Consider the following 21,732-nt stretch of genomic DNA (forward strand, 5'->3'; position numbering starts at 1 on the left):
CAGATTGGGAATGCGTTAAAGATGTATCTGCTAAGTTTGATGGACTATTCTGCGTATGGAAGATCTACAATGGTATAGTTATGGTGGATAGCAGGGAGGATCTTGTTTAACAGGTCTTCTGTGCGGAATTTCAGGCTGGAGGTGTTGATACATGGATGACATCCGAAGTAAGGATGGTTCTCCAGGATATCTTTGTCTATGAGCAGCCGGACTTTGTTTTCTGGGTCGTTCATCAGACCGAGAACACTTACAGAACCGGGAGTGATGTTAAGGTACTGTTCCATAAATTCCGGTTCGGCAAAGGAAAGACGGGCGCTGCCGATCTGCTTGGAGAGAGCGGCTGTTTTGAACTTTTTGCTGCCTGGAAGGATCAGCAGATAGAAGGCGGTTTTCTGGGTATTGCGAAGAAATAGGTTTTTGCAGATCTCAATGCCTAAAAGCTTACCTACTTCCTGGCATGCTTCCATAGTGGGTAGTGTGTCATGGTCTGCACGGGTATAGGTGATCCCAAGGGAGTCTAACAGGTCATAGGTGCGTATCTCCTTTGGAAGACGGTCGGTAGTATCTGCCGGTCGGCCAGTGTATATAGTATGGTCAATGTAATAAGAAACGGGATCTTGTGATGTGGATGTTTCGCTCATAAATATCACCTCATTGTTTTAGGATGTTGATAAGTACGATTATAAGAGCGAAGGAATAAATTGTCGATAGGATATGAATGAAAAAGGTGTAAAAATGCAGGAAAAAAACGTGCAGGGAAAGAAAAAACAGGAAAAGAAAGTTCAAGGGAATAAATCCCAGGAAAATAGAATACAGGGAAAACGAGTACAGGAAGGCAAAAAACAGGGAAGCCCCAAAAGAGAAAATAAAAGACCGGAAAGCAGAGCTGTGAAAGGGGTAAAGCCAGAGCAGAAGCAAAGGTCAGAGCAGAAGCAGAGAACAGAGCAGAAACAGAAGGCGGCAAAGTTTGGAAAGCCGGTTCTGAAACAGCAGTCTGGCCAGAACGTGGAAAAGGGAAAGAAGAACGCTAAAAAGAGCATGTGTCCTGTTATGCGTCAGTGTGGCGGATGTCAGATGCTGGATATGCCTTATGCAGAGCAGTTAAAGACGAAAAGAAAGCGTCTGGAAACATTGTTGAAGGGAATCTGTCCTGTAAAAGACATGATAGGAATGGAAGATCCGTTTTATTATAGAAACAAAGTTCATGCTGTATTTGATAGGGATAGAAGGGGCAATATTATTTCCGGTATTTATCAGGAAAATACCCATAATGTAGTACCTGTGGAGAAGTGCATGATCGAGGACCAGAAGGCAGATGAGATCATTGGCACTATTCGCGGTATGTTAAAGTCCTTTAAGATCCGTACATTTGATGAAGATACTGGTTATGGCTTGCTGCGCCATGTGCTGATCCGCAGAGGCTTTGAAAGTGGGGAGATCATGGTGGTACTGGTAACAGCTTCCCCTGTATTTCCGTCAAAGAATAATTTCGTAAAGGCATTAAGAGAGAAACATCCGGAGATCACCACCATTGTCCAGAATATCAATGGACGGGGAACCAGCATGGTACTGGGGGAAAAGGAGCATGTGCTGTATGGAAAAGGATATATTGTGGATACGCTGTGCGGCTGTAGCTTCCGTATTTCTTCCCGTTCTTTCTATCAGGTAAATCCGGCCCAGACGGAGAAATTGTATACAAAGGCTCTGGAGCTGGCTGGACTGACTGGAAAAGAGACGGTTGTGGATGCGTATTGTGGTATAGGAACTATTGGTATTATTGCAAGCAAAAAGGCCGGAAATGTGATCGGCGTGGAATTAAACCAGGATGCAGTCCGGGATGCCATCAACAACGCCAAAATGAACCAGATATCCAATATCCGTTTCTTCTGCAATGATGCCGGTCGTTTCCTGGTCAATATGGCAGAGGCTGGTGAAAAAGCCGATGTAGTCATCATGGATCCCCCAAGAAGCGGAAGTACCGAAGAGTTCATGGATTCCATTGCAAAGATGGGAGCGAAAAAAGTAGTTTATGTTTCCTGCAACCCAGAGACATTGGCAAGAGATCTGGCTTATATGAAGAAGCTGGGGTATAAGGCGAAGGAAGCAGTAGGATTTGATATGTTTCCGGCGACGGAGCATGTGGAGACGGTAGTACTTTTGTCCAAACTCAACACCAAGCAGCATATCGAGGTGGAGTTGAATCTGGACGAGCTGGATTTGACATCGGCGGAGAGTAAAGCCACCTATGATGAGATCAAAGCCTATGTGCTGGAAAAGCACGGCCTGAAGGTGTCCAGCCTGTATATCTCCCAGGTTAAGCGGAAGTGCGGGCTAGATGTGGGGCAGAATTATAATCTGTCAAAGAAAGAAGACGCGAAAGTGCCACAGTGCCCGCCGGAAAAGAAAGCTGCAATTATGGATGCACTAAAGCATTTTCAAATGATTTGATGGCAAGCCTGTCTTACTCAAAGCAAAACGTGGTCTGAGATTCCAATATCCAGACCACGTTTTTGCCAATCAATAGCTCACGATTTCGTGAATTTTATTTGTCTTTTAGCACAATATCCGTTATACTAGTAAATAGGAAAAAATCAGGAGGTGCGGGATGGCAATCAGTTACAATCGGCTGTGGAAACAGTTGATCGATCATGGTTTGAGCAAAACCGACATGATGCACCGTGCAAAAATCAGCACCAATGTTTTAGCACGATTAAGTAAAGGTGAGCCTGTCTCCATGGACAGCATGGAAAAAATCTGCACCATGCTGGGATGCAATATCGGAGACGTGATGGAATTTATCCCTGATACAGAAAACGGAGGAATAGATGCATGATTACAGGTGTGATTAAAAATAAAGTAGATAAAATCTGGACGGACATCTGGGCGGGCGGCATTACCAATCCTCTAACCGTCATCGAACAGCTGACCTATCTTATGTTTATCCGCTCTCTGGACGAAAAAGAGCTGGAAACGGAAGAATTTGAGCATATGACTGGCGAGAAGATGGAGAAGATTTTCCCCCAGTCTGCCGTTGGACAGTCCATGCGCTGGAGTAAATTCAAGAACAACGATCCCCGCGATATTTTCAATGTAATTTCCCAGCGGGTCTTCCCTGCCATCAAAAACATGAAACATGGCCGCCTGCCGGACTTCACCGAGCAGGGGGAACTGGTGGAAATCGCCGACGATTCCAGCAGTGATGTGCAGAATGAGACGGCCTTTGCCCGGTACATGAGCGATGCGATGTTCCTGATTCCTACGCCGCAGGTGTTGCAAAAAATCATCACAGGGTTGGATGACCTGTATGAGCATGACATTGCCGATCTGGATATGCAGGGCGACTTGTACGAGTACATGCTGGGCAAACTGGCCACCGCTGGGCAGAACGGCCAGTTTCGCACTCCCAAGCACATCCGGGAAATGATGGTGGAGTTGTTGCAACCCACCCCGGATGACACCATCTGCGACCCGGCCTGCGGCACGGCAGGCTTTCTGGTCTCCGCTGCGGAGTACATTCGCAACCACTACGAGGATACCATGACTTCCGAGCAGTGGGAGCACTTTGCTGGGGACGCCTTCACCGGCTTTGACACAGACCGCACCATGCTGCGCATTTCTGCGATGAACCTGATGCTGCACTCCATCAGCCACCCGGAGATCGACTACAAGGACAGTGTTTCCAAGCAGAATCAGATCAGCGATAAGTTTACCATGTGTCTGGCAAATCCGCCTTTCAAGGGCACCGTGGACGCGGAAAGCATCAACGACAACCTGAAAGCCGTGACCAACACCAAAAAGACCGAGCTGTTGTTTCTGGCGCTGTTCCTGCGGATGCTGAGAAAGGGTGGTCAGTGCGCCTGCATCGTGCCGGACGGCGTGCTGTTCGGCTCCTCCAAGGCGCACAAAGCTATTCGCAAAGAACTGGTGGAGAACCATCAGCTGCGGGCGGTGATCTCTATGCCCTCCGGCGTGTTCAAGCCTTATGCAGGAGTTTCCACGGCAGTGTTGGTGTTCACCAAGACAGGCGCAGGCGGCACCGAAAATGTGTGGTTCTATGATATGAAGTCCGATGGCTTTTCCTTGGACGATAAGCGCAGCGAGGTGGAGGAGAATGACATCCCCGACATCATCGAGCGGTTCCACCATCTGGACCAGGAAGCTGACCGCAAGCGCACGGAGCAGAGCTTTTTTGTGCCGAAACAGGAAATTGCGGACAATGACTATGACTTATCCATCAACAAGTACAAAAAGGTGGAGTATGTGCCGGTGGAGTACCCCTCTACCACAGAACTGATGGCAGACCTGCATGAGCTGGAACTGGAGATTACCGCAGGGCTGGCGGAATTGGAGGAGATGCTATGATGGCGAGGTTAGAAGAAATTTGTGCGATAAATATGGGACAGTCTCCGGATTCTTCCACATACAACGAAGATGGTAACGGCCTTCCGTTTTTTCAGGGAAATGCAGATTTTGGAGAGATTTATCCTGCGGTTCGTATGTGGTGCTCTGAGCCAACCAAAATAGCACGAGAAAAAGATATTTTAATCTCTGTTCGTGCACCTATTGGTGCGTTGAATATCGCAAATTGTGAATGCTGTATAGGCCGAGGGTTAGCCGCTTTAACGGTAAACGAGGATATTTGTGCTCAGGAATATTTATGGCATGTGTTATCAGGTAAGGTTGACGAACTAAATTCCAAGGGTACTGGAAGTACATTCAAGGCCATCAATAAAAAAACTCTTTCTGAAACAGAAATTCCCCTTCCACCCATTGACGAACAGCGCAAAATTGCAGCGGTGCTGGACAAGGTCAGCGGCCTGATTGCCAAACGCCGCCAGCAGCTGGACAAGCTGGATGAGATAGTCAAGGCAAAGTTTGTGGAGATGTTTGGAGACCCGGTGGGAAACCCTATGGGGTGGGAGAAAATTGCACTGGGAAAACGATGTGATATAGTTACCGGAAACACGCCCTCGCGTGCTGATCCCGAGAATTATGGGAATTTTATTGAATGGATTAAATCAGATAATATCAATACCCCTGCTGTATTGCTCACAGAGGCACAGGAATACTTATCGGAGACAGGTTTTCATAAGTGTAGATTTGTAGAGGCGGGCAGCTTGCTTATGACTTGTATCGCTGGAAGCATTAACTGTATAGGCAATGTAGCAGTAACTGATCGTCGGGTGGCATTTAATCAGCAAATTAATGCTATTGTTCCAAAGCAAGATGATGTGCTGTATTTATATTGGCTTATGCTACTATCAAAGCCTGCAATACATAGCACCATAAATATGGCACTTAAAGGGATACTAAGCAAGGGACAACTATCAGAAATGGCCTTTCCCTTCCCACCACTAGAACTACAGAATCAATTTTCCGTGTTTGTAAAGAAAACCGAAAAAACAAAAGCCAACATTAACCGCAGCCTCGAAAAGCTGGAAACGTTGAAAAAGGCACTGATGCAGGAATACTTTGGGTGAGGTAATAAAATGGAAGAATATAAATTAACACTGGGGATGGAGCCCACAGACGATTATAAAAAAGCAAAGCAGGATTTGATTCAGGCAATGAGATCAATTCAAAAATTATCCCCTCAACAGCAGCAAATGTTGGCAGAGGAGTTATTTGGAGCAGCAAATGTTATGGTTTTGAGTCAAATACTACGCCAGTATCTGAGGTGAATATAAAGTATGTTAGAGTTTATAAAAGATAACTGGGCAAACATTTTGCTTATTATCGTAGGTAGCTTTGCCCTTGCAACTTACATATTGCAGGAACGGAAGAAAAAGATTGATGCAGCTTCTCTTATCGTCCTTCAAATTGATGAATTTCAGGAGCGGTTAAGGGAAATCTCTACGTTCATTGTTGACGGACAATTAAACGAAACGGCGTTCTATGAATCACTACCACTGATGGATACGGATTATTGGAACAAGTACAAACATTACTTTGTCCGAAAAATGGACGCGACCAGCTATACAGCACTGAATCAGCTATATGAGTATGTGTCAGAGATTCAGGAACAGCAGATGCTCATGAAGTCATTCCAAAAGAATTCCTTTCAGATAACACAAAATGTTTTGGCAAATATAGAATCGCAGTTTATTGTGGCCGATCTTAATAATGCTTGTACCGGAGTTACAGCGCAAAATATCACTTCTGCTATGGGAAATATGATTCCGCAAGGCGTTTCGGAAGCAGATCGAAATACGCTTAACGCAATGGTGCAACAAATAGCGGCACAGAATCCCAATTTTGATATGAATCGTTTTTGGAGCCTCTATAATCAGCAAAGAAATTGGACGAAGTCTATCATTAACCAAGGGGCATTAACTTCTTATACCCCTGTCCAAATTCGTATAAGTTTAGAGAAAATGCTAAAGAAATATTCGATGCTTGAAATTAGCGGAACAGAAGGCTATCAAATGCTCAAAAAGACTTCTAAACAAAAGTTTTAAGCAAGTGAGAGGTCTATTATGGAAGAAGATGTTACAAAGATATATGAGGAATATTCGGAGGAACTTCTGTTTTGCAAATATTTTATAGCTGAAAAGTTAAAACATCATGCTGAGATGGGTAGATGTGGAGAAAACATTCTCAAAAAATGTCTCCAGAAACGGTTTCAAATGCTAGAATTTGTTACCGGCTTTATTGCTTGGGCCAATCATCAAAGTCCACAATGTGACATCATCGTATGTAGGAAAAATTTTTATAGACGTCAACTAGCCGGAGACATTTTCCTGGTTGAATCAAATGATTGCATAATGGTTATAGAAGTCAAAGGAAATGCGACCTTGGATGATTTAACAGAAACGATTGAAAAAAATAAATTTTTCCAATTGCATGATGAAACAAAACATATAAAATTAGCGATGTTTGCTTTTAAAACTCGTATTGGAAAACAACGATTGTATAAAGAGTTCGGTTATAAATATGACAGAAGTACAAAAGGATATATCCAGGAACGGCTTCCAGAAGAAAAGACATTAGACTATTTTGTATGCTTACATAGAGAGAGCCTAACTAGCTCAGCACGGGATAAACAAGTATTCTTCTTGAAAGATGGGCAAGATCGGCAGTTCTATGTACTAGATAACCATTTTCCAATAATGCAGAATTTTTCGAGGCTAATACAAAGCTTGCAGAATTAGGGCTAGATAAAATGATGATTTCTTGATCGATTTTAGCGCTGAGAAGATTTGAATATAGGAAATATTGGTGGGAGCAACATTGTCATGGAATATACAGAGGTTTTAGACAAGCAAATCACGAGAAAACAACATTATGTCCCCAAGGCTTACTTAAAAAACTTTTCTGTGAGTAATCAAAAATCAGAACAAGTTTATGTTGTTTTTGCTAATGATGAAAATGCAAAAATAGTTTCAATCGACAATATTTGCTGTCGTTCTTACCTATATGATCAAATTGCAATTGATCCAGATAGCAAAACTCATATTTTTGCAGCACCAAATGAGATCGAGAACAGTTTTATCGAACTGGAAGGCGAATACGCAACAATTATCTCAAAGATAAAAAATGCTTTACGAGATTCAGATGAATTTGAGTTGGTGCGGGTGGAAATTGATAAACTAAGGCAATTTATGTCATCACTACTGTTTAGAAACCCTGTTTTTGTACATCTGTCAAATTATACTATTGATACACAATACAAAAACGATCCGCAGCATATTAAACATGTAAAGGACATTTTTCCTGATGTACCGCAAAATGTTTACCTGTCCATGCTGGCAAACGAGTTTTTGAAGATGAACATTGCTCCGGATGTTGGCTTGTTTCCTCGGGCTTTGGCTGAGACAATGAAGGAATCGCAACTGTGTATTTTTAAAGCCAAAGGTTCCGTATTTGTTACAAGCGATATGCCGGTAGTCAATATTTACGGTGAAAAAGATGGTATAGAATATGACTTGCTTGGTATGCCAATTACGCCAGAATTATTTTTAGCGTTTGTCGATACTGTTCAGCGCGTTCCCAGAATAATCATAATTGATGACAACAGTGTAAAGCGCATGAACAGCAAGCAGATAAATAAAGATCTGTTAATTTCTAACCGTATAGACTTATTATCGTATATTGATTTTTCAATAGATGCCGAAAAAGAAGATGATGAACAGGTTTACCAACTACTTCATACAGATAAGGAAACCGCGTTGAAACAATATGAGGACATGATGAGTTCAAAAGAAATAAAATACTGGAGATGATGTGATGACTAACTTCTCCTTTCTCAAAGCCAAAACTGAATATGCCCTCTTCGCCCCCGCCTGCATGGAAGCTGAGAAAATTTATGTTTCTGCTCCTGCCATGTGTGCAGTAGGCTGCCGTAAGGCATTGGAGCTGGCAGTAAAATGGGTATATGCAGCGGACAAGTCCATGAAAATGCCCTACAAAGACAATCTGCAATCCCTCATTCACGAGCCAACTTTCCGCTTCGCTGTGGACTCCGACACTTGGGGCAAGATGCCTTTTATCATCAAGTTGGGCAATCTGGCGGTACATACCGAGCGCAGCGTTCAGCCAAGTGATGCGCTTGCTTCTCTGCGCGGTCTGTTTGAGTTTGTGCAGTGGATCGACTATTGCTATGGCGCGGACTATCAGGAGCGCACCTTCGACGAGAATCTTGTCCCCACCGGAAAGGTGGCGGTGGACACCCAGAAAATCAAGAAACAGGAAAGTCTGCTGGACCAGAAAGATGCCGAGATCGAGGCGCTGCGCAAGCAAATCGAGCAGATGTCCACCCGATACACCGCCGAAAAGGAGCAGCATCAGAAGGAACGCACCTTCCAGCCGGAGGACCTCTCGGAATTCAAGACCCGCAAAATCTACATCGACGTGGACCTCAAACTGATGGGCTGGAAGTTCACCGGCCCAGATGCTGATGTACAGGAGGAGTATCGTGTGGAGGATATGGCCGGGATGCCAGGTCAGCCTGGCTTCTGCGACTATGTGCTGTTTGGAAAGGACGGCCTGCCCTTGGCGGTGGTGGAAGCCAAGCGCACCAGCAAGGACCCAAACATTGGACGCAAACAAGCGGTTTTGTATGCGGATTGTCTGGAACGGAAATTTGGCCGCCGCCCCATGATGTTCACCACCAATGGCTTTGAAACCTACTTCTGGGATGACCAGACCGCCCCGCAACGGAAGGTCAGTGGCATTTTCAGCAAGGATGACCTGCAAAAGCTGATGAACCGGCGCACCGAGCGGATGGATTTGATGGGCGTTTCCATTGATGACAAAATCACTGACCGGTATTACCAGAAGGAAGCCATCCGGGCGGTGTGCGAACAGATTACGCAGGGGTTCCGCAAGCATCTGCTGGTGATGGCCACCGGCACCGGCAAAACCAGAACCGCGTCCAGCCTGACCGATGTGCTCAGCCGAGGCAAATGGGTGACCAACATTCTGTTTCTGGCCGACCGCACCGCGCTGGTGAAGCAGGCAAAGGACGATTTCAAGAACTATCTGCCGGATATGTCCCTGTGCAACCTCTGCTCCAACAAGGACGACCGGAATGCCCGCATTGTGTTCTCCACCTATCCGACCATCCTCAACGCCATTGATGACACCAAGTCCAAGGACGGGCGGCAGCTGTTTACTCCGGCGCACTTCGACCTGATTATCATTGACGAAAGCCACCGGAGCATCTTCAAAAAGTACCGGGCCATCTTTGAATATTTTGACGCCTTCATGGTGGGTCTGACCGCCACGCCGAAGACCGATGTGGATCGGAACACCTACGACTTTTTCGAGATGGAACACGGCGTGCCCACCTATGCCTATGATTATGAAACGGCGGTGCAACGGGACCATGTGCTGGTTCCCTATTACAACTACGAGGTCAAGACCCGTTTTCTGGAAGAAGGCATCTCCTATGATGATTTGTCCGAAGAGGACAAAGAGCGATATGAGGATGATTTCATCGAAGACGGTCAGTTGCCAGACTTTATCCCCTCTGCTGCCCTCAATAAATTTGTGTTCAACGAAACCACCGTGGACATCGTACTGCAAGACCTGATGGACCGGGGTATCAAGGTGGCGGGCGGCGACCGTCTGGGGAAAACCATCCTGTTTGCACAGAACAAACGCCACGCGGAGTTTATTCTGGAGCGGTTCAATAAGCTGTACCCCCAGTACCGGGGCAGCTTCGCCCAGCGGGTCATTTGCGACGACGCCTATGCCCAGACCATCATTGATGATTTCAAGCAGCCGGAAAAAGAACCGCACATTGCCGTATCGGTGGACATGATGGACACCGGCATCGACGTGCCGGAATGCGTCAATCTGGTGTTTTTCAAAAAGGTTCGGTCAAAGGCAAAGTTCTGGCAGATGATTGGCCGCGGCACCCGGCTATGCAAAGGGCTGGCCTGCGTGGACCAGATTGACGGAACCTATACCGACAAGCGGCGCTTTCTGATTTTTGACTACTGCGGCAACTTCGAATACTTCCGGCAGCACAAAGAAGGCTACGAAACCAGAGAAACCAAAACGCTGTCGGAAAACATCTTCGGCAAACAAATCAAAGTCGCCATGGCGCTGCAGGAAAGCACCTTTGCCGGTGAGGATTATCAGGCATGGCGCAAGGAGATTGTCAACACCTGTCACAAGCAGGTGATAGCGCTCAACTCAGACCTGATTGCCGTAAAATTGCGGATGCAGTATGTGGAGAAATATAAAAAGCCGGAAGCCTTCGTGTCCATAAGCGAAGGTGACAAGGGCGAGTTGCTCACACAGATTGCACCTCTGGTACGCTCAGACGAGGCTGACGAGTTTGCAAAGCGGTTTGATAATTTCATGTATGGCCTAATTCTGGCACACATCGAGCAGATGCCCGCTTTCCAGTATGCAAAAAAGCAACTGTGCGACACCGCTTCCCTACTGGAGCGTAAGGCCAGCATTCCGCAGATCAAGGCAAAGTTGCCCATGCTTCAGGAGATTCACACCGATGCATTTTGGGACGCGAATGATATTTTGCTGTTTGAGAAGGTTCGGAAGGAGCTGCGGGAGCTGATTCGATTTTTAGATGAAGGTGGCGGAGCACAGAGGCAGATTGTCACCAAGCTGACTGACCCGATTATTGACAGTCAGGAGGGCGTCCAACTGGAAGCTGCCTATGACTTTGAAGACTACCGTGCCAAGGTCAATCGCTATGTGAACGAGCATGGGAATACGCTGGCCATATATAAGCTGACCCATAATATTCCGCTGGCTATGGGCGATTATCAGGAACTGGAGCGGGTGCTAACTAGCGAATTGGGCAGCAAAGAAGATTATGCCCGAGAGTTTGGCGACACACCCTTTGGCTTGCTCATTCGCAAGATCGCTAAGCTAGATCATGAAGCGGCTATGCAGGCGTTTTCCGCTTTTATCAATGACCAATCTCTGAATCAAAAGCAGATTGCTTTTGTAAACAAAATCATCAATCATATTGAGTTGAACGGATATATGGAAAATGTCGCAGAGCTGACCAAGCCACCGTTTGACAAGCCAATCAGTTTTATCAAATTGTTTGATGCAAAAACCAGAACCGCTTTGATGGAGACTATCAATCAGGTTCGAGAAAACGCGGTTCAAATTACAGCGTCATAAACAATGAACCAGGCACGGAAATTCACCCTTATTCTGGGTGGATTTTCGTGCCTGGTCTTTTCTGTTCGGGTATGGGGGCACCATTGTGCAAGAGCAGGATAGATAGCCACTGCACGGACAGGCGAGGTGTCCAGAGGGGCAAAGCCCCTTTGGCTCTGGGTCCATCCAATAGGAGCGAGTAGCATCCATGTTGGCAAAGGGAGTCTAGAGGGGAACAGCGTTCCCCTTGGCGGGAGGTTTCCAAAGGAGGGCAGTGCCTTCCTTGGCACACGACTTTCCCTCGGAAAGTCTAGTGTGTTATACCTTTGCTTCCGGCTGACGCGGGAAAGGGGTTGGCGGCGTACTCTGCGGTGCGGCAGAGTGTGGCAACAAACGCTTTTTCGCGGCAGTAGGACAGGCGGATTTTGTGATGTGAGCTACAGCACAAACGCAGGATTTTTGAGAAGCAAAATCCGACTGGCCGGAAAAGGAGGCAGAGGTATATAAAGCCCCCGTCCCGCCGCAGCGCCGCCTTTGTTTCAGTGTTTCTTCCGCTTCCCTTTGCCGTGGGTCATGGTCGTTTTCCCACGCTGGCTGATGGGAGTTTTCAGGTGTTTGGACAGCTTCAGCACCTCGATCAAGTTGACAAACTGTTCCATTGTAATGGCATCATAATCGATCCCTAATGTGGCAAGTAATGCTTTTGCTTTCTTTTCTTCCGAGCTTCCCTCAAAGTTCATTGCATCCTGCAACTGACCCTGCATGGTTGCGGCGAGGGATGTTTCATCTGCCGTCATGGTATCAGGGCGGTGTTCACTCCGAATATCACGAAGGATGCCTTTTAGGTCATCTGCAATCAGACTTCCGAAATATTCATCTTCCCGAATCTGCGCCACTTCTAATGTCCGCAGATGCAGGTCATTTTCTTCGCCGCCATTTTTCATCAACGCCATCTGCCGGACGGCTTCCAGCACGGCGTTCATATCGTTGACCCGCATATCCGCAATCCGGTCAACGTAAATCTCAGCGTCCAGCATGAACCGCTGGAAATCTTTATGGCAGATCAGCTCCGACAGCAGCCGGTGGTTGAACTTGCCTGTTCTTAATACATCAATCGAAGCATCACTCAAATGCAGCTCATGCAGAGCTGTGTTTGGGTGATTTTTTGTTTCCGTTCGTCCCATCAGGTAGTCGCAGGAAACACCGTAATAGTCAGCCAGCAACAGAATGCTGTACGGGCTGATGTCCTTGCCGTTATCTGATTCATATTTGCCAAGTGCGGATTTCGAGATACCCACCTCGGCGGCAAGCTGCTCCAAGGTCAGCTTTTGTTCTACTCGTAAATCCTTCAACCGCTCTCCGATTGTCAGCTTGACTTGCATACAGCAGCCTCCTTTTCACCTTTTTCTGTATTATATCATGCTTTTCCGTTTTGTGTCTCAAAGCGTGGAAAAATCCTACTTTCATCCGACTTTTCCTACCTCTTGGATATACGGGAAAGAGCCTGTTTTCTTACTAAAATTTTGACGTAAACCACGCAGCACCTTGAAAATTTCATGACCGTCCGATGAGGATATGCTTCCGGAGAAGTACCGCATTCCGCGTACCAAGGAGGAGGCAACGCCGGGGTAAGGACTCGGGCAGGAACGGCATCGGGTAGAACGGCAAAGTTCAATTATTTTACAGGAGGAAACAGGTATGGGTTTATTTACACAAATCAAGATGGCAGTTTCCGTGAAAGAGGCTGCCGAATACTACGGATTGGGAGTAAATCGTGGCAACATGGTCTGCTGTCCCTTCCACAATGACCGTACACCCAGTATGAAGCTGAATGAGGATTACTTCTACTGCTTCGGCTGCGGGACAAGCGGCGATGTGATCGACCTTGTGGCAAAGCTGTTCAACCTGAGCAGCTATGACGCAGCGAAAAAGCTGGCGTATGACTTTGGGATCGACCCGGACAAGCCCCCGGCTGCGGCAGCGCTGCGGAAACCGAAATATCCGCTGGCAAAGGCGTTCCAGAGAGAGGAACTGCATTGTCAGCGGGTATTGTGCGATTATCTGCATCTTTTGGAGCGCTGGAAGGTGCAGTGCGCACCCAAAGCACCAGATGATACCATTGACGACCGCTTTGTGGAAGCCTGCCAGATGCTCGATTATATCGAGGATCTGGCAGATATTTTAACCTTTGCGGAGTTGGAGGTTCGTGTGAAAACCGTGGATATGCTTCAAAAGGACGGCATGATCGACCGACTGGAAGAACGCCTGAAACGAGCGGCAAAGGAGGTGGACGCCCGTGACGAAACGGAAATCGGCTAATTTAGACGCGCCTATCTGGTTTGATGGCACGAATATTAACGAGGCACTGTTCTGTGATGAATTTCTGAACAGCCGGAAAATCATCTTTGCCAACGGTGCTTTCTTTACGCCGGACGGCAGGGTGACCGACGATCTGCCGCTCCGGGGCGAAATCTATGAGGAACTGAAATGCTGCGCCGTGAACAACATCCCCCGCAAAATCACCAACATTCTGAAAGTGATGAAGCTGGCAGCTCATGTGGAGGACTTTACACCGGAAGCAGATAGAATCCATCTGGTAAACGGTACTTTGGCGCTGGACGGCAGCTTTACCGAGGGCAGACCGAGCATTGTACGGAGCAGACTGCCGGTGGCATACCGCCCTGACGCACCGACTCCCGTTCGGTGGCTTTCCTTTCTGGATGGACTTCTTTACGCGGAGGACATTCCCACCTTGCAGGAGTTCATCGGTTATCGCCTGATTCCCAGCAATAAAGGACAGCGCATGATGGTGATTAAAGGAAACGGCGGCGAAGGAACATCACAGATCGGCGCTGTGCTGGGTGCGCTTCTCGGCAGCAATATGAAGGACGGCAGCATCGGGAAGATTTCCGAAAACCGTTTTGCCCGCGCGGATCTGGAACACATTCTGTTGTGTGTGGATGACGATATGCGAATGGAAGCACTGCGGCAGACCAACTATGTCAAGTCCATCGTGACCGCCCAAGGAAAAATGGATTTGGAGCGCAAGGGTAAGCAGAGCTATCAGGGCTGGATGTTTGCCCGGCTGCTGGCGTTCTCCAATGGCGATCTGCAAGCGCTATATGACCGAAGCGACGGATTTTACCGCCGCCAGCTTGTACTGACCACCAGGGAAAAGCCTGTGGGACGGATAGATGATCCCGACCTTGCGGAGAAAATGAAAGCTGAAGCCGAGGGCATCTTCCTGTGGGCGTTTGAGGGCTTGCAGCGGCTGGTTGCCAACAACTTCAAATTCACAGAGAGCCAGCGTACGCGGGACAATCGGGAGGCAGTGAAGCGGGATAACAACAATGTCTTTGATTTTTTGGAATCCGAGGGTTATATCCGGCTGAAGGCGGACTGCACTATCAGCTCTAAAGATTTGTACGAGATTTACCGGATGTGGTGTGAGGAAAACAATCTGACACCGCTAAAGCGCCGCAGTTTCAGCGAGAATGTGATTGCGAACCAAAGTAAGTACAATCTAGAATATTGCAACAAGATCACCAATGCTGCCGGACGGCGTGTATGGGGCTTCTTTGGTATTGAAGCGATTGCAAAACCCAATATAAATGGGTTTTCCGAGATTTCAGAGCATACGTACGTACCGGAGGACTGGCGATGAATTTTCTGCGACTGCGCCGTGTACGTATGTACGCAGCGTTTCGCCCCAAATACCGCTATATAGGAAAAGCGCTGACCAGCAGAGCCTATATTTTGGGCACGAAATCAAGCTAGGGTGTATCTGAAAACTCATGATGTGACCGGCAGCGAGGGATTTTTACGTTGCGCAAGACATTTTTCCGCAGGAATACTGACGTATTTCAAGGAAAAATGGTGCGGCACAGCGTGAAAAGACCCGCTGTCCGGGTGCGTTGGGAGTTTTCAGATACACCCTAAGTGAAATCCGTAAATTATTTGCCTGATGGCAGAAATGGTTTCACGAAATCGCGTTGCTCAGAACCGCGTACCGGCTTCACGGATGCGCGTGGGGCTGCACGGTTTAGAGCGAAGTCACGCGGCTTCGAAAAGTCGATACCCCTCGCTTATGAAGTGGGCATCGACCGCCGCGTTTCCAGCGGATTTTGGGAAAACAGAATATTACACCAAACAGCGAAGCAGGTTTTCGGAAACAGAAACCCGCTTCGCTGTTTTCATCACAAGAATTTGGGAGGTTTTTATGAGCATCAGAAATGAGATCAAATCGCAGATCGTCCGCGCCGGTTTTACCATGCAGGAGGTCGTTGACCGGCTGGCCGACGAATACGATTGGAGCGATAGCGTCTCCAATCTGTCCGCAAAATTGCAGCGGGAGAGCATCCGCTACAAGGAGGTCGTGGAGCTGGCCGATGTGCTGGACTGTGACATCGTGTGGGTGAAGCGAGGTCAGCGCCGATGAAAGCACAGTACGCCATTCTCCGCTTCGCCAAGTACAAGGGGCCGGAGATCGGGCATATCGAGTCCCACAATGAGCGCACCAAGGAGAAATACACCAGCAATCCCGACGTGGACATGTCCCGCAGTCACCTGAATTTTCATCTGGTGACACCGCAGCGCAAGTACCGCACAGAGGCAGAAAAGCAGATTGCCGAGGCGGGCTGCCGCACCCGTTCCGACAGCGTGCGCGTGGTGGAGGCGCTGGTGACAGCCAGCCCGGAGTTCTTCAAGGGGAAGAAGAAAAGTGAGGTCAAAGCCTACTTTCAGGAGGCGCTGGACTTTATCCGGGAACACCAAGACCCGAAAACCATTATCTCCGCTGTGGTGCATATGGACGAGAAAACGCCCCATATGCACCTTTGCTTTGTCCCACTGACAGAGGATGGACGGCTTTGCGCCAAAGAAATCGTAGGCAACAAGAAAAAGCTGACGCAGTGGCAGGACAGGTTTTGGGAGCATATGGTCAAAAAATATCCCGATCTGGAACGTGGCGAGAGTGCCAGTGAGACCGGACGCGACCATATCCCGCCGCGGGTATTCAAGGAAATGACTCGCCTGACCAAGCAGAAGGCCAAGCTGGAAGAATTGCTTTCAGGCGTCAATGCGTTCAATGCCAAAGGAAAAGCAGCAGAAATCGGCGCTTTTTTGGACAAGTATATTCCTGCTGTGGAGCAGATGCACACGGCACTGAAAAAGTACAATACGGCGTTCACGGTCACGACTGCCGAAAATAAAAAGCTGAAAAAGAAAACGGAGCAGTTGGAGCAGTCGCTGGACAAAGCCACGCAGGAAAGCACCTTGAAAAAGCTGGCTGACGCCAAGCTGCATCGGGATTATGAGGATGCCGTCGCCGTGCTGGATCGTATTCCGAAGGAAGTGCTGGCGGCATATACGCACAGAACGGAGAAAGAGAGGGAAACTGCCTATGGTAGATGAATGGAGCGGTTTCGCCGCTTTGCTGGCAAATTTGATTGAAAAGTATGCCGTGGTTATGAATCTTGACGCGCTGCCCGATCTCGTCATAGAGGAAGCCGTGCCTGAAAAAGACGGGGCAGATGAGATGATTCGCGAAAACGATATTGAATCAGCGAAAGCGGCATGATATAATTATCATGAAATAAGTGTCCAAACTCCCATTGCAGGAGCAAAAGCTCCTGCAATGGCAGAAAACGAGGTGAAGCGACCATGGAACGCTGGGAGAATGAGCAGAACAATTCTGAAATGATGATTTATACCACAGAGGATGGCTTGACAAAGATCGAAACGACCTTCGATGGAGATACGGTTTGGCTGTCCATTGACCAGATGGCGGAGCTGTTTCAGCGTGACAAATCTACCATTTCCAGACATATCAAGAACATTTTCACTGAGGGCGAATTGAAGCGAGAAGAAGTTGTTGCAAATTTTGCAACAACTGCCGCTGACGGCAAAATTTATCAGGTGGATTACTATAATCTCGATGTCATCATTTCTGTCGGCTACCGTGTGAAATCTCAGCGCGGCGTGCAGTTTCGTATTTGGGCAACGGGGATTTTGAAGGAGTATATGCGAAAAGGCTTTGCTCTGGATGATGAGCGCCTGAAAAATCTGGGTGGCGGCGGATACTTCAAGGAGCTGCTGGAGCGTATCCGCGATATCCGCGCTTCCGAAAAGGTGTTTTATCGACAGGTGCTTGAAATCTACGCCACCAGTATTGACTATGACCCCAAGGCGGAAATCTCCATTCAGTTTTTCAAGAAAGTCCAAAATAAAATTCATTATGCCATTCATGGGCAAACCGCGGCGGAGGTCATCTACACACGTGCCGATGCGGAGAAAGAATTTATGGGATTGACCACCTTTGCGGGCAGTCAGCCCACGCTGAAAGAGGCAGTAGTTGCCAAGAACTATCTGAACGAGAAAGAGCTTCGTGCTATGGGGCAGCTTGTATCCGGCTATCTGGATTTTGCGGAACGACAGGCGGAGCGGGAGCAGGCAATGACCATGCAGGACTGGTCGGAGCATCTTGATCGGATTTTGACTATGAGTGGAGAGCAACTGCTGATTGGCAACGGAAGCGTCAGCCATAAGCAGGCTATCGACAAAGCAACCGGCGAGTACAGAAAATACAAAGCCCGCACCCTTAGTGAAGTGGAGCGGGATTATCTGGATTCCATCAAGCTGTTGGAGCAGAAAACGGATAACAAGCAAGGCTGACTGAGGATATGACAATGAAAAAAGAAAGGATAAGAGTCTATATCTATACGCGCGTGTCCACCGCCATGCAGATTGACGGATATTCTCTGGATGCACAGAAATCCAGAATGAAAGCCTATGCTGACTTCAACGATTATGAAATTGTGGGCGAATATGAGGACGCCGGAAAATCCGGTAAGTCCATAGAGGGTAGAATCCAGTTCAATCAGATGATGGAGGACATCAAGTCTGGCAAGGACGGCGTGTCCTATGTGCTGGTGTTCAAGCTCTCGCGCTTCGGTAGAAATGCGGCAGATGTCTTGTCTACCTTACAGGTCATGCAGGATTTTGGCGTCAACCTGATTTGCGTGGAGGATGGGATCGATTCCTCCAAGGATGCAGGAAAGCTGATGATTTCCGTTCTCTCTGCTGTGGCTGAAATTGAGCGTGAAAATATCCGTGTGCAGACCATGGAGGGCAGAATCCAGAAAGCCCGTGAAGGGAAATGGAACGGCGGTTTTGCACCTTATGGCTACAGGCTGGAAAAAGGGCAGCTTTTCATCAATGAGGAAGAAGCTGCGGCAATCCGCGTGATTTTTGACCAGTATGTGCATACGGATACCGGTGCAAACGGTCTTGCAAAATATCTTGCGACCCACGGGATTCACAAGATCCAAAGGCAAAACGGGAAAAATCCCCTGTTTGATTCTGCGTTGATCCGCAGGATTCTGAAAAATCCGGTATACTGCGGGAAAATCGCCTATGGCAGACGTCGGACGGAGAAGGTGCATGGCACCCGAAATGATTACCGGTTGGTGGAGCAGGACAATTATCTGCTGGTGGACGGACTGCATGAGGGAATTGTCTCCGAAGAACTATGGCACGAGGCGCAGGTCAAGCTGCTGGCGCAAGCGGAAAAATACGAACGCGTCAACAGAGGCAAGGATACAAAAATACATCTGCTGTCCGGTATCGTGAAATGCCCGGTTTGCGGCGTAGGAATGTATGGAAACAAAAGCATCAAGCACAAGGCGGACGGCACAAAATACAAGGATTTTTATTACTACGGCTGCAAGCACCGCACGATGACCCATGGACATAAATGCGACTATAAGAAGCAGATCAATGAAGAATTGCTGGACAGCGCCGTTGCGGAGGTTATCGTAAAGCTGGTAAGCAATCCGAAGTTCGCTGCCATGATGCAGGAAAAAATCAGCATGAAGGTGGATACCTCTTCCATTGAGCAGGAGATTGCGGCGCATGAAAAGCAGCTTCGCCAGAGCTACTCCGTAAAGGCTCGGCTGATGGATGAGATTGATTCCCTCGACCCGGACGATAAGCATTACATCAAACGCAAAGCAGACCTTGATGACCGGCTCTACAAGATGTATGATAAGATCGAGGATGCGGAAAACCAACTCGTTGCCGCCAGAGCCAAGAAGATGGCGATTGAGGCGGAAAAGCTGACAGGCGACAACATCTACAAGGTGCTGATTTACTTTGATAAGCTCTATTCCGTCATGGACGATCAGGAAAAGCGGCAGCTTATGGAATCGCTGCTTTCCGAAGTCCAGATTTATGAGGAACGGCAGCCCAACGGTCAGTGGCTTAAGTCCATCAAATTCAAGCTCCCAATCATTGCGGAAGATATGAGCTTGAGTTTGGACAATGATGCACATATGGAGACTGTAGTATTGATGTCAAGAAAAGATAAATAAGTGCCAGAAAGCGGCGTATTTCCGGGCTTTTTCGGGAGTTGGGATGTAAGGCCCGACATCTGAAAAGGCCCGGTTTTCTTATATGGAAACATATCTACTGCAAAATGTGTGTCAGGTTGTAACCTCGGATTAGATGTCGCGATTTGAGACAGTGGATTAGATGTCAGGCTTTTTAGAATGATTTTTGGAAATCGGAAAGGGATGACAACCAATCCGGCAACTCGACCATTTCGGGTGTTTGTAGGCAGTGAATTAGATGTTGTGTAAGTTTTATATTTGGAGGTGCTTATACATATTGAATATACGAGACAGGATTAAAGCAATTGATGATGAATATTCAGAAAGTGAAATCTATTTAGAGTATGGCTTGCCAAGTTTAATGTTATATGAACCTACTCCGTATAAAAATCTTATTGTAGACATAAATATTGAACGAGATAAATATACCGCTACAGAAGATAGAATGAAATTTATTTCTTTATATAAGCAAGTCTATTTGGCGCAAAGGAAAAAATTAAAAGCTATTTTAGCAGGAATAGAAGCTAGAACTATAGCTATATTTCCAGAGCCAATGAAAGAAGAAATGATTGGTTTTTGGGGTGATACCCGACGATATGATGATTCGATTTCGAATGTCGAAAACCTTTACAGCTATGCTGCGGCATGTATTAGAAGAGCTCTTAATGATACAGATGAAGAAATATATTTACTAAGACATTATCCATCAGTATATTATAACTACCCGAATTCTTATATTGGTGGCGAATTTAGTTATCGTTATGAAAATGAAGTGCTAATCTATAATAAAGTAAATATATTAACTGATGGGATGCACCATTTTAAACTTTACGTTAATGATGAAACAACTGCTGTGGATAAACGCTCTATTCTGAATATTTTTGCTTTTTTGAATGGATGTCCAAATTTTGAATTTTTAAACAATACACATGTGAATCAAAAATTAGATGATTTATACCAAAAATTTGATTTGCTTGATTGTATACGACTTAGACATCCGAACTATTTGAAGTCTGACATAGAAAAGCCTATTTATTTAGAATTACCAATACTAAAAAACAAGTGTAAACGCAGAATTATAACTTTTGATAAGATGCCACACGAGGGGATTTTAGATTTATATCATGCAGCGTTAAAACAATTTGAACCTTTGCCAAGATGTGTTTTTTTATACAGAGTGTTTGAATATGCTGCAGCAAATCACTACAAACCCATGTTTAACCCAACACAATATAAGCCTGAAGATGCAATCGAATATTATTTGAATTTAGCATTGACTTATAATCCAAACCCTTTGTATTACATGGATTTTGGAAGTGAAAAAGCCAAGCCCAAGCTATATAATTTTTTTACGATTTTAAAGTTGGAAGCCAAAAAAATATTGGATGAATGGTCTAATGCTCCGTTTTTATCCAATAAAAGGACAGGCGAAATCATATATTTAACTGGAAGAAATTTTACAGCACATGGAGCTTCGGGAGTGCGTGGTGAACGAAATATGCAATATGATTATGATAAGAATTATTTACACATAAATAATGTAAATATTTTGTTAGAGATTATTGCAAGATATGTTATAGAATTACTCAATCCAGAACTAAAAAATGTGGTGGAAAGACGTACGGTTTTCTATAAAGAAAGATATAAACAATTGTTAGAGAAAAATAAATAAAAGACTCCCCATCACCGGATGCATTCCAGTGGTAAGTAGGGAGTATCCTAAAGTTTGTGTAAACCTCCAAACTGATGTAAGATAAAATTA

General features: G+C 46.5%; 19 protein-coding genes. 17 read left to right on the forward strand and 2 right to left on the reverse strand.

The genetic code is table 11. The annotated features are described in order from the left end of the window. Positions 1–44: 44 nt before the first annotated feature. Positions 45–641, reverse strand: a complete 597-nt coding sequence (locus tag DW251_RS15810; RefSeq protein WP_021869237.1) for a prolyl-tRNA synthetase associated domain-containing protein — start codon at positions 639–641, stop codon at positions 45–47. A gap of 94 nt (positions 642–735) precedes the next feature. Between DW251_RS15810 and rlmD the strand changes: the two genes are divergently transcribed. The 9 genes from rlmD to DW251_RS15855 all read left to right on the forward strand — a co-directional run bounded on the left by rlmD (position 736) and on the right by DW251_RS15855 (position 11,604). Then, the gene (gene rlmD, locus DW251_RS15815; RefSeq protein ID WP_243035002.1) at positions 736–2,448 is read left to right on the forward strand and encodes a 23S rRNA (uracil(1939)-C(5))-methyltransferase RlmD; all 1,713 of its coding nucleotides are present in this window, start codon (positions 736–738) and stop codon (positions 2,446–2,448) included. Between the two features lie 157 nt (positions 2,449–2,605). Further along, positions 2,606–2,833, forward strand: a complete 228-nt coding sequence (locus tag DW251_RS15820; protein ID WP_015564904.1) for a helix-turn-helix transcriptional regulator — start codon at positions 2,606–2,608, stop codon at positions 2,831–2,833. Next, positions 2,830–4,362, forward strand: coding sequence for a class I SAM-dependent DNA methyltransferase (locus tag DW251_RS15825; protein ID WP_118301700.1), 1,533 nt, complete (start codon positions 2,830–2,832; stop codon positions 4,360–4,362). The genes DW251_RS15820 and DW251_RS15825 overlap by 4 nt, the downstream gene beginning before the upstream one ends. Continuing rightward, positions 4,359–5,480 (forward strand): restriction endonuclease subunit S, encoded by a 1,122-nt coding sequence (locus DW251_RS15830; protein ID WP_243035004.1) that lies wholly within the window; start codon positions 4,359–4,361, stop codon positions 5,478–5,480. The genes DW251_RS15825 and DW251_RS15830 overlap by 4 nt, the downstream gene beginning before the upstream one ends. Positions 5,481–5,489: 9 nt before the next feature. Beyond that, positions 5,490–5,681, forward strand: coding sequence for a hypothetical protein (locus DW251_RS15835; RefSeq protein WP_118301701.1), 192 nt, complete (start codon positions 5,490–5,492; stop codon positions 5,679–5,681). A 9-nt stretch (positions 5,682–5,690) separates the two neighbouring features. Then, positions 5,691–6,458, forward strand: a complete 768-nt coding sequence (locus DW251_RS15840; RefSeq protein WP_118301702.1) for a hypothetical protein — start codon at positions 5,691–5,693, stop codon at positions 6,456–6,458. 18 nt (positions 6,459–6,476) lie between these two features. After that, positions 6,477–7,151, forward strand: a complete 675-nt coding sequence (locus tag DW251_RS15845) for a DUF6602 domain-containing protein (protein WP_118301703.1) — start codon at positions 6,477–6,479, stop codon at positions 7,149–7,151. Positions 7,152–7,235: 84 nt separating this feature from the next. Next, the gene (locus DW251_RS15850; RefSeq protein WP_118301704.1) at positions 7,236–8,222 is read left to right on the forward strand and encodes a DUF4238 domain-containing protein; all 987 of its coding nucleotides are present in this window, start codon (positions 7,236–7,238) and stop codon (positions 8,220–8,222) included. Positions 8,223–8,226: 4 nt separating this feature from the next. Further along, positions 8,227–11,604, forward strand: coding sequence for a DEAD/DEAH box helicase family protein (locus DW251_RS15855; protein ID WP_118301705.1), 3,378 nt, complete (start codon positions 8,227–8,229; stop codon positions 11,602–11,604). A gap of 518 nt (positions 11,605–12,122) precedes the next feature. Here the strand turns inward: DW251_RS15855 and DW251_RS15860 are convergent. Next, positions 12,123–12,965, reverse strand: coding sequence for a helix-turn-helix transcriptional regulator (locus DW251_RS15860; RefSeq protein WP_118301706.1), 843 nt, complete (start codon positions 12,963–12,965; stop codon positions 12,123–12,125). A 316-nt stretch (positions 12,966–13,281) separates the two neighbouring features. Here DW251_RS15860 and DW251_RS15865 point away from each other — a divergent pair, with 316 nt between their 5' ends. From DW251_RS15865 to DW251_RS15895, 8 genes are all read left to right on the forward strand, one after another. Next, on the forward strand, positions 13,282–13,902 hold the full coding sequence (locus DW251_RS15865) for a CHC2 zinc finger domain-containing protein (protein WP_118301707.1): 621 nt from the start codon (positions 13,282–13,284) through the stop codon (positions 13,900–13,902). Beyond that, complete coding sequence (locus DW251_RS15870; RefSeq protein ID WP_118301708.1) at positions 13,880–15,247, forward strand: phage/plasmid primase, P4 family; 1,368 nt, start codon at positions 13,880–13,882, stop codon at positions 15,245–15,247. Before DW251_RS15865 ends, DW251_RS15870 begins: the two co-directional genes overlap by 23 nt. A 555-nt stretch (positions 15,248–15,802) precedes the next feature. After that, positions 15,803–16,021, forward strand: coding sequence for an LLM class flavin-dependent oxidoreductase (locus tag DW251_RS15875; RefSeq protein WP_118301709.1), 219 nt, complete (start codon positions 15,803–15,805; stop codon positions 16,019–16,021). Further along, a complete protein-coding gene (gene mobV / locus DW251_RS15880; RefSeq protein ID WP_118301710.1) occupies positions 16,018–16,995 on the forward strand; it encodes a MobV family relaxase in 978 nt (325 codons plus the stop codon). Before DW251_RS15875 ends, mobV begins: the two co-directional genes overlap by 4 nt. Beyond that, on the forward strand, positions 16,985–17,161 hold the full coding sequence (locus DW251_RS18015; protein WP_182433642.1) for a hypothetical protein: 177 nt from the start codon (positions 16,985–16,987) through the stop codon (positions 17,159–17,161). The genes mobV and DW251_RS18015 overlap by 11 nt, the downstream gene beginning before the upstream one ends. Positions 17,162–17,244: 83 nt before the next feature. Continuing rightward, entirely contained in the window at positions 17,245–18,255 is a 1,011-nt protein-coding gene (locus tag DW251_RS15885; RefSeq protein ID WP_118301711.1) for a virulence RhuM family protein, read from the forward strand. A gap of 14 nt (positions 18,256–18,269) precedes the next feature. Further along, entirely contained in the window at positions 18,270–19,952 is a 1,683-nt protein-coding gene (locus tag DW251_RS15890) for a recombinase family protein (protein WP_118301712.1), read from the forward strand. A gap of 295 nt (positions 19,953–20,247) precedes the next feature. Next, a complete protein-coding gene (locus tag DW251_RS15895; protein WP_118301713.1) occupies positions 20,248–21,642 on the forward strand; it encodes a hypothetical protein in 1,395 nt (464 codons plus the stop codon). Positions 21,643–21,732 lie beyond the last annotated feature (90 nt).

The sequence above is a fragment of the Clostridium sp. AM22-11AC genome (genome assembly GCF_003473545.1).
Taxonomy (GTDB): Bacteria; Bacillota; Clostridia; order Lachnospirales; family Lachnospiraceae; genus Enterocloster.

Coding starts and splice junctions, on each gene's coding strand:
- DW251_RS15810 (WP_021869237.1), bottom strand. CDS start 641: ATGAGCGAAACATCCACATCACAAGATCCCGTTTCTTATTACATTGAC.
- rlmD (WP_243035002.1), top strand. CDS start 736: ATGCAGGAAAAAAACGTGCAGGGAAAGAAAAAACAGGAAAAGAAAGTT.
- DW251_RS15820 (WP_015564904.1), top strand. CDS start 2,606: ATGGCAATCAGTTACAATCGGCTGTGGAAACAGTTGATCGATCATGGT.
- DW251_RS15825 (WP_118301700.1), top strand. CDS start 2,830: ATGATTACAGGTGTGATTAAAAATAAAGTAGATAAAATCTGGACGGAC.
- DW251_RS15830 (WP_243035004.1), top strand. CDS start 4,359: ATGATGGCGAGGTTAGAAGAAATTTGTGCGATAAATATGGGACAGTCT.
- DW251_RS15835 (WP_118301701.1), top strand. CDS start 5,490: ATGGAAGAATATAAATTAACACTGGGGATGGAGCCCACAGACGATTAT.
- DW251_RS15840 (WP_118301702.1), top strand. CDS start 5,691: ATGTTAGAGTTTATAAAAGATAACTGGGCAAACATTTTGCTTATTATC.
- DW251_RS15845 (WP_118301703.1), top strand. CDS start 6,477: ATGGAAGAAGATGTTACAAAGATATATGAGGAATATTCGGAGGAACTT.
- DW251_RS15850 (WP_118301704.1), top strand. CDS start 7,236: ATGGAATATACAGAGGTTTTAGACAAGCAAATCACGAGAAAACAACAT.
- DW251_RS15855 (WP_118301705.1), top strand. CDS start 8,227: ATGACTAACTTCTCCTTTCTCAAAGCCAAAACTGAATATGCCCTCTTC.
- DW251_RS15860 (WP_118301706.1), bottom strand. CDS start 12,965: ATGCAAGTCAAGCTGACAATCGGAGAGCGGTTGAAGGATTTACGAGTA.
- DW251_RS15865 (WP_118301707.1), top strand. CDS start 13,282: ATGGGTTTATTTACACAAATCAAGATGGCAGTTTCCGTGAAAGAGGCT.
- DW251_RS15875 (WP_118301709.1), top strand. CDS start 15,803: ATGAGCATCAGAAATGAGATCAAATCGCAGATCGTCCGCGCCGGTTTT.
- mobV (WP_118301710.1), top strand. CDS start 16,018: ATGAAAGCACAGTACGCCATTCTCCGCTTCGCCAAGTACAAGGGGCCG.
- DW251_RS18015 (WP_182433642.1), top strand. CDS start 16,985: ATGGTAGATGAATGGAGCGGTTTCGCCGCTTTGCTGGCAAATTTGATT.
- DW251_RS15885 (WP_118301711.1), top strand. CDS start 17,245: ATGGAACGCTGGGAGAATGAGCAGAACAATTCTGAAATGATGATTTAT.
- DW251_RS15890 (WP_118301712.1), top strand. CDS start 18,270: ATGAAAAAAGAAAGGATAAGAGTCTATATCTATACGCGCGTGTCCACC.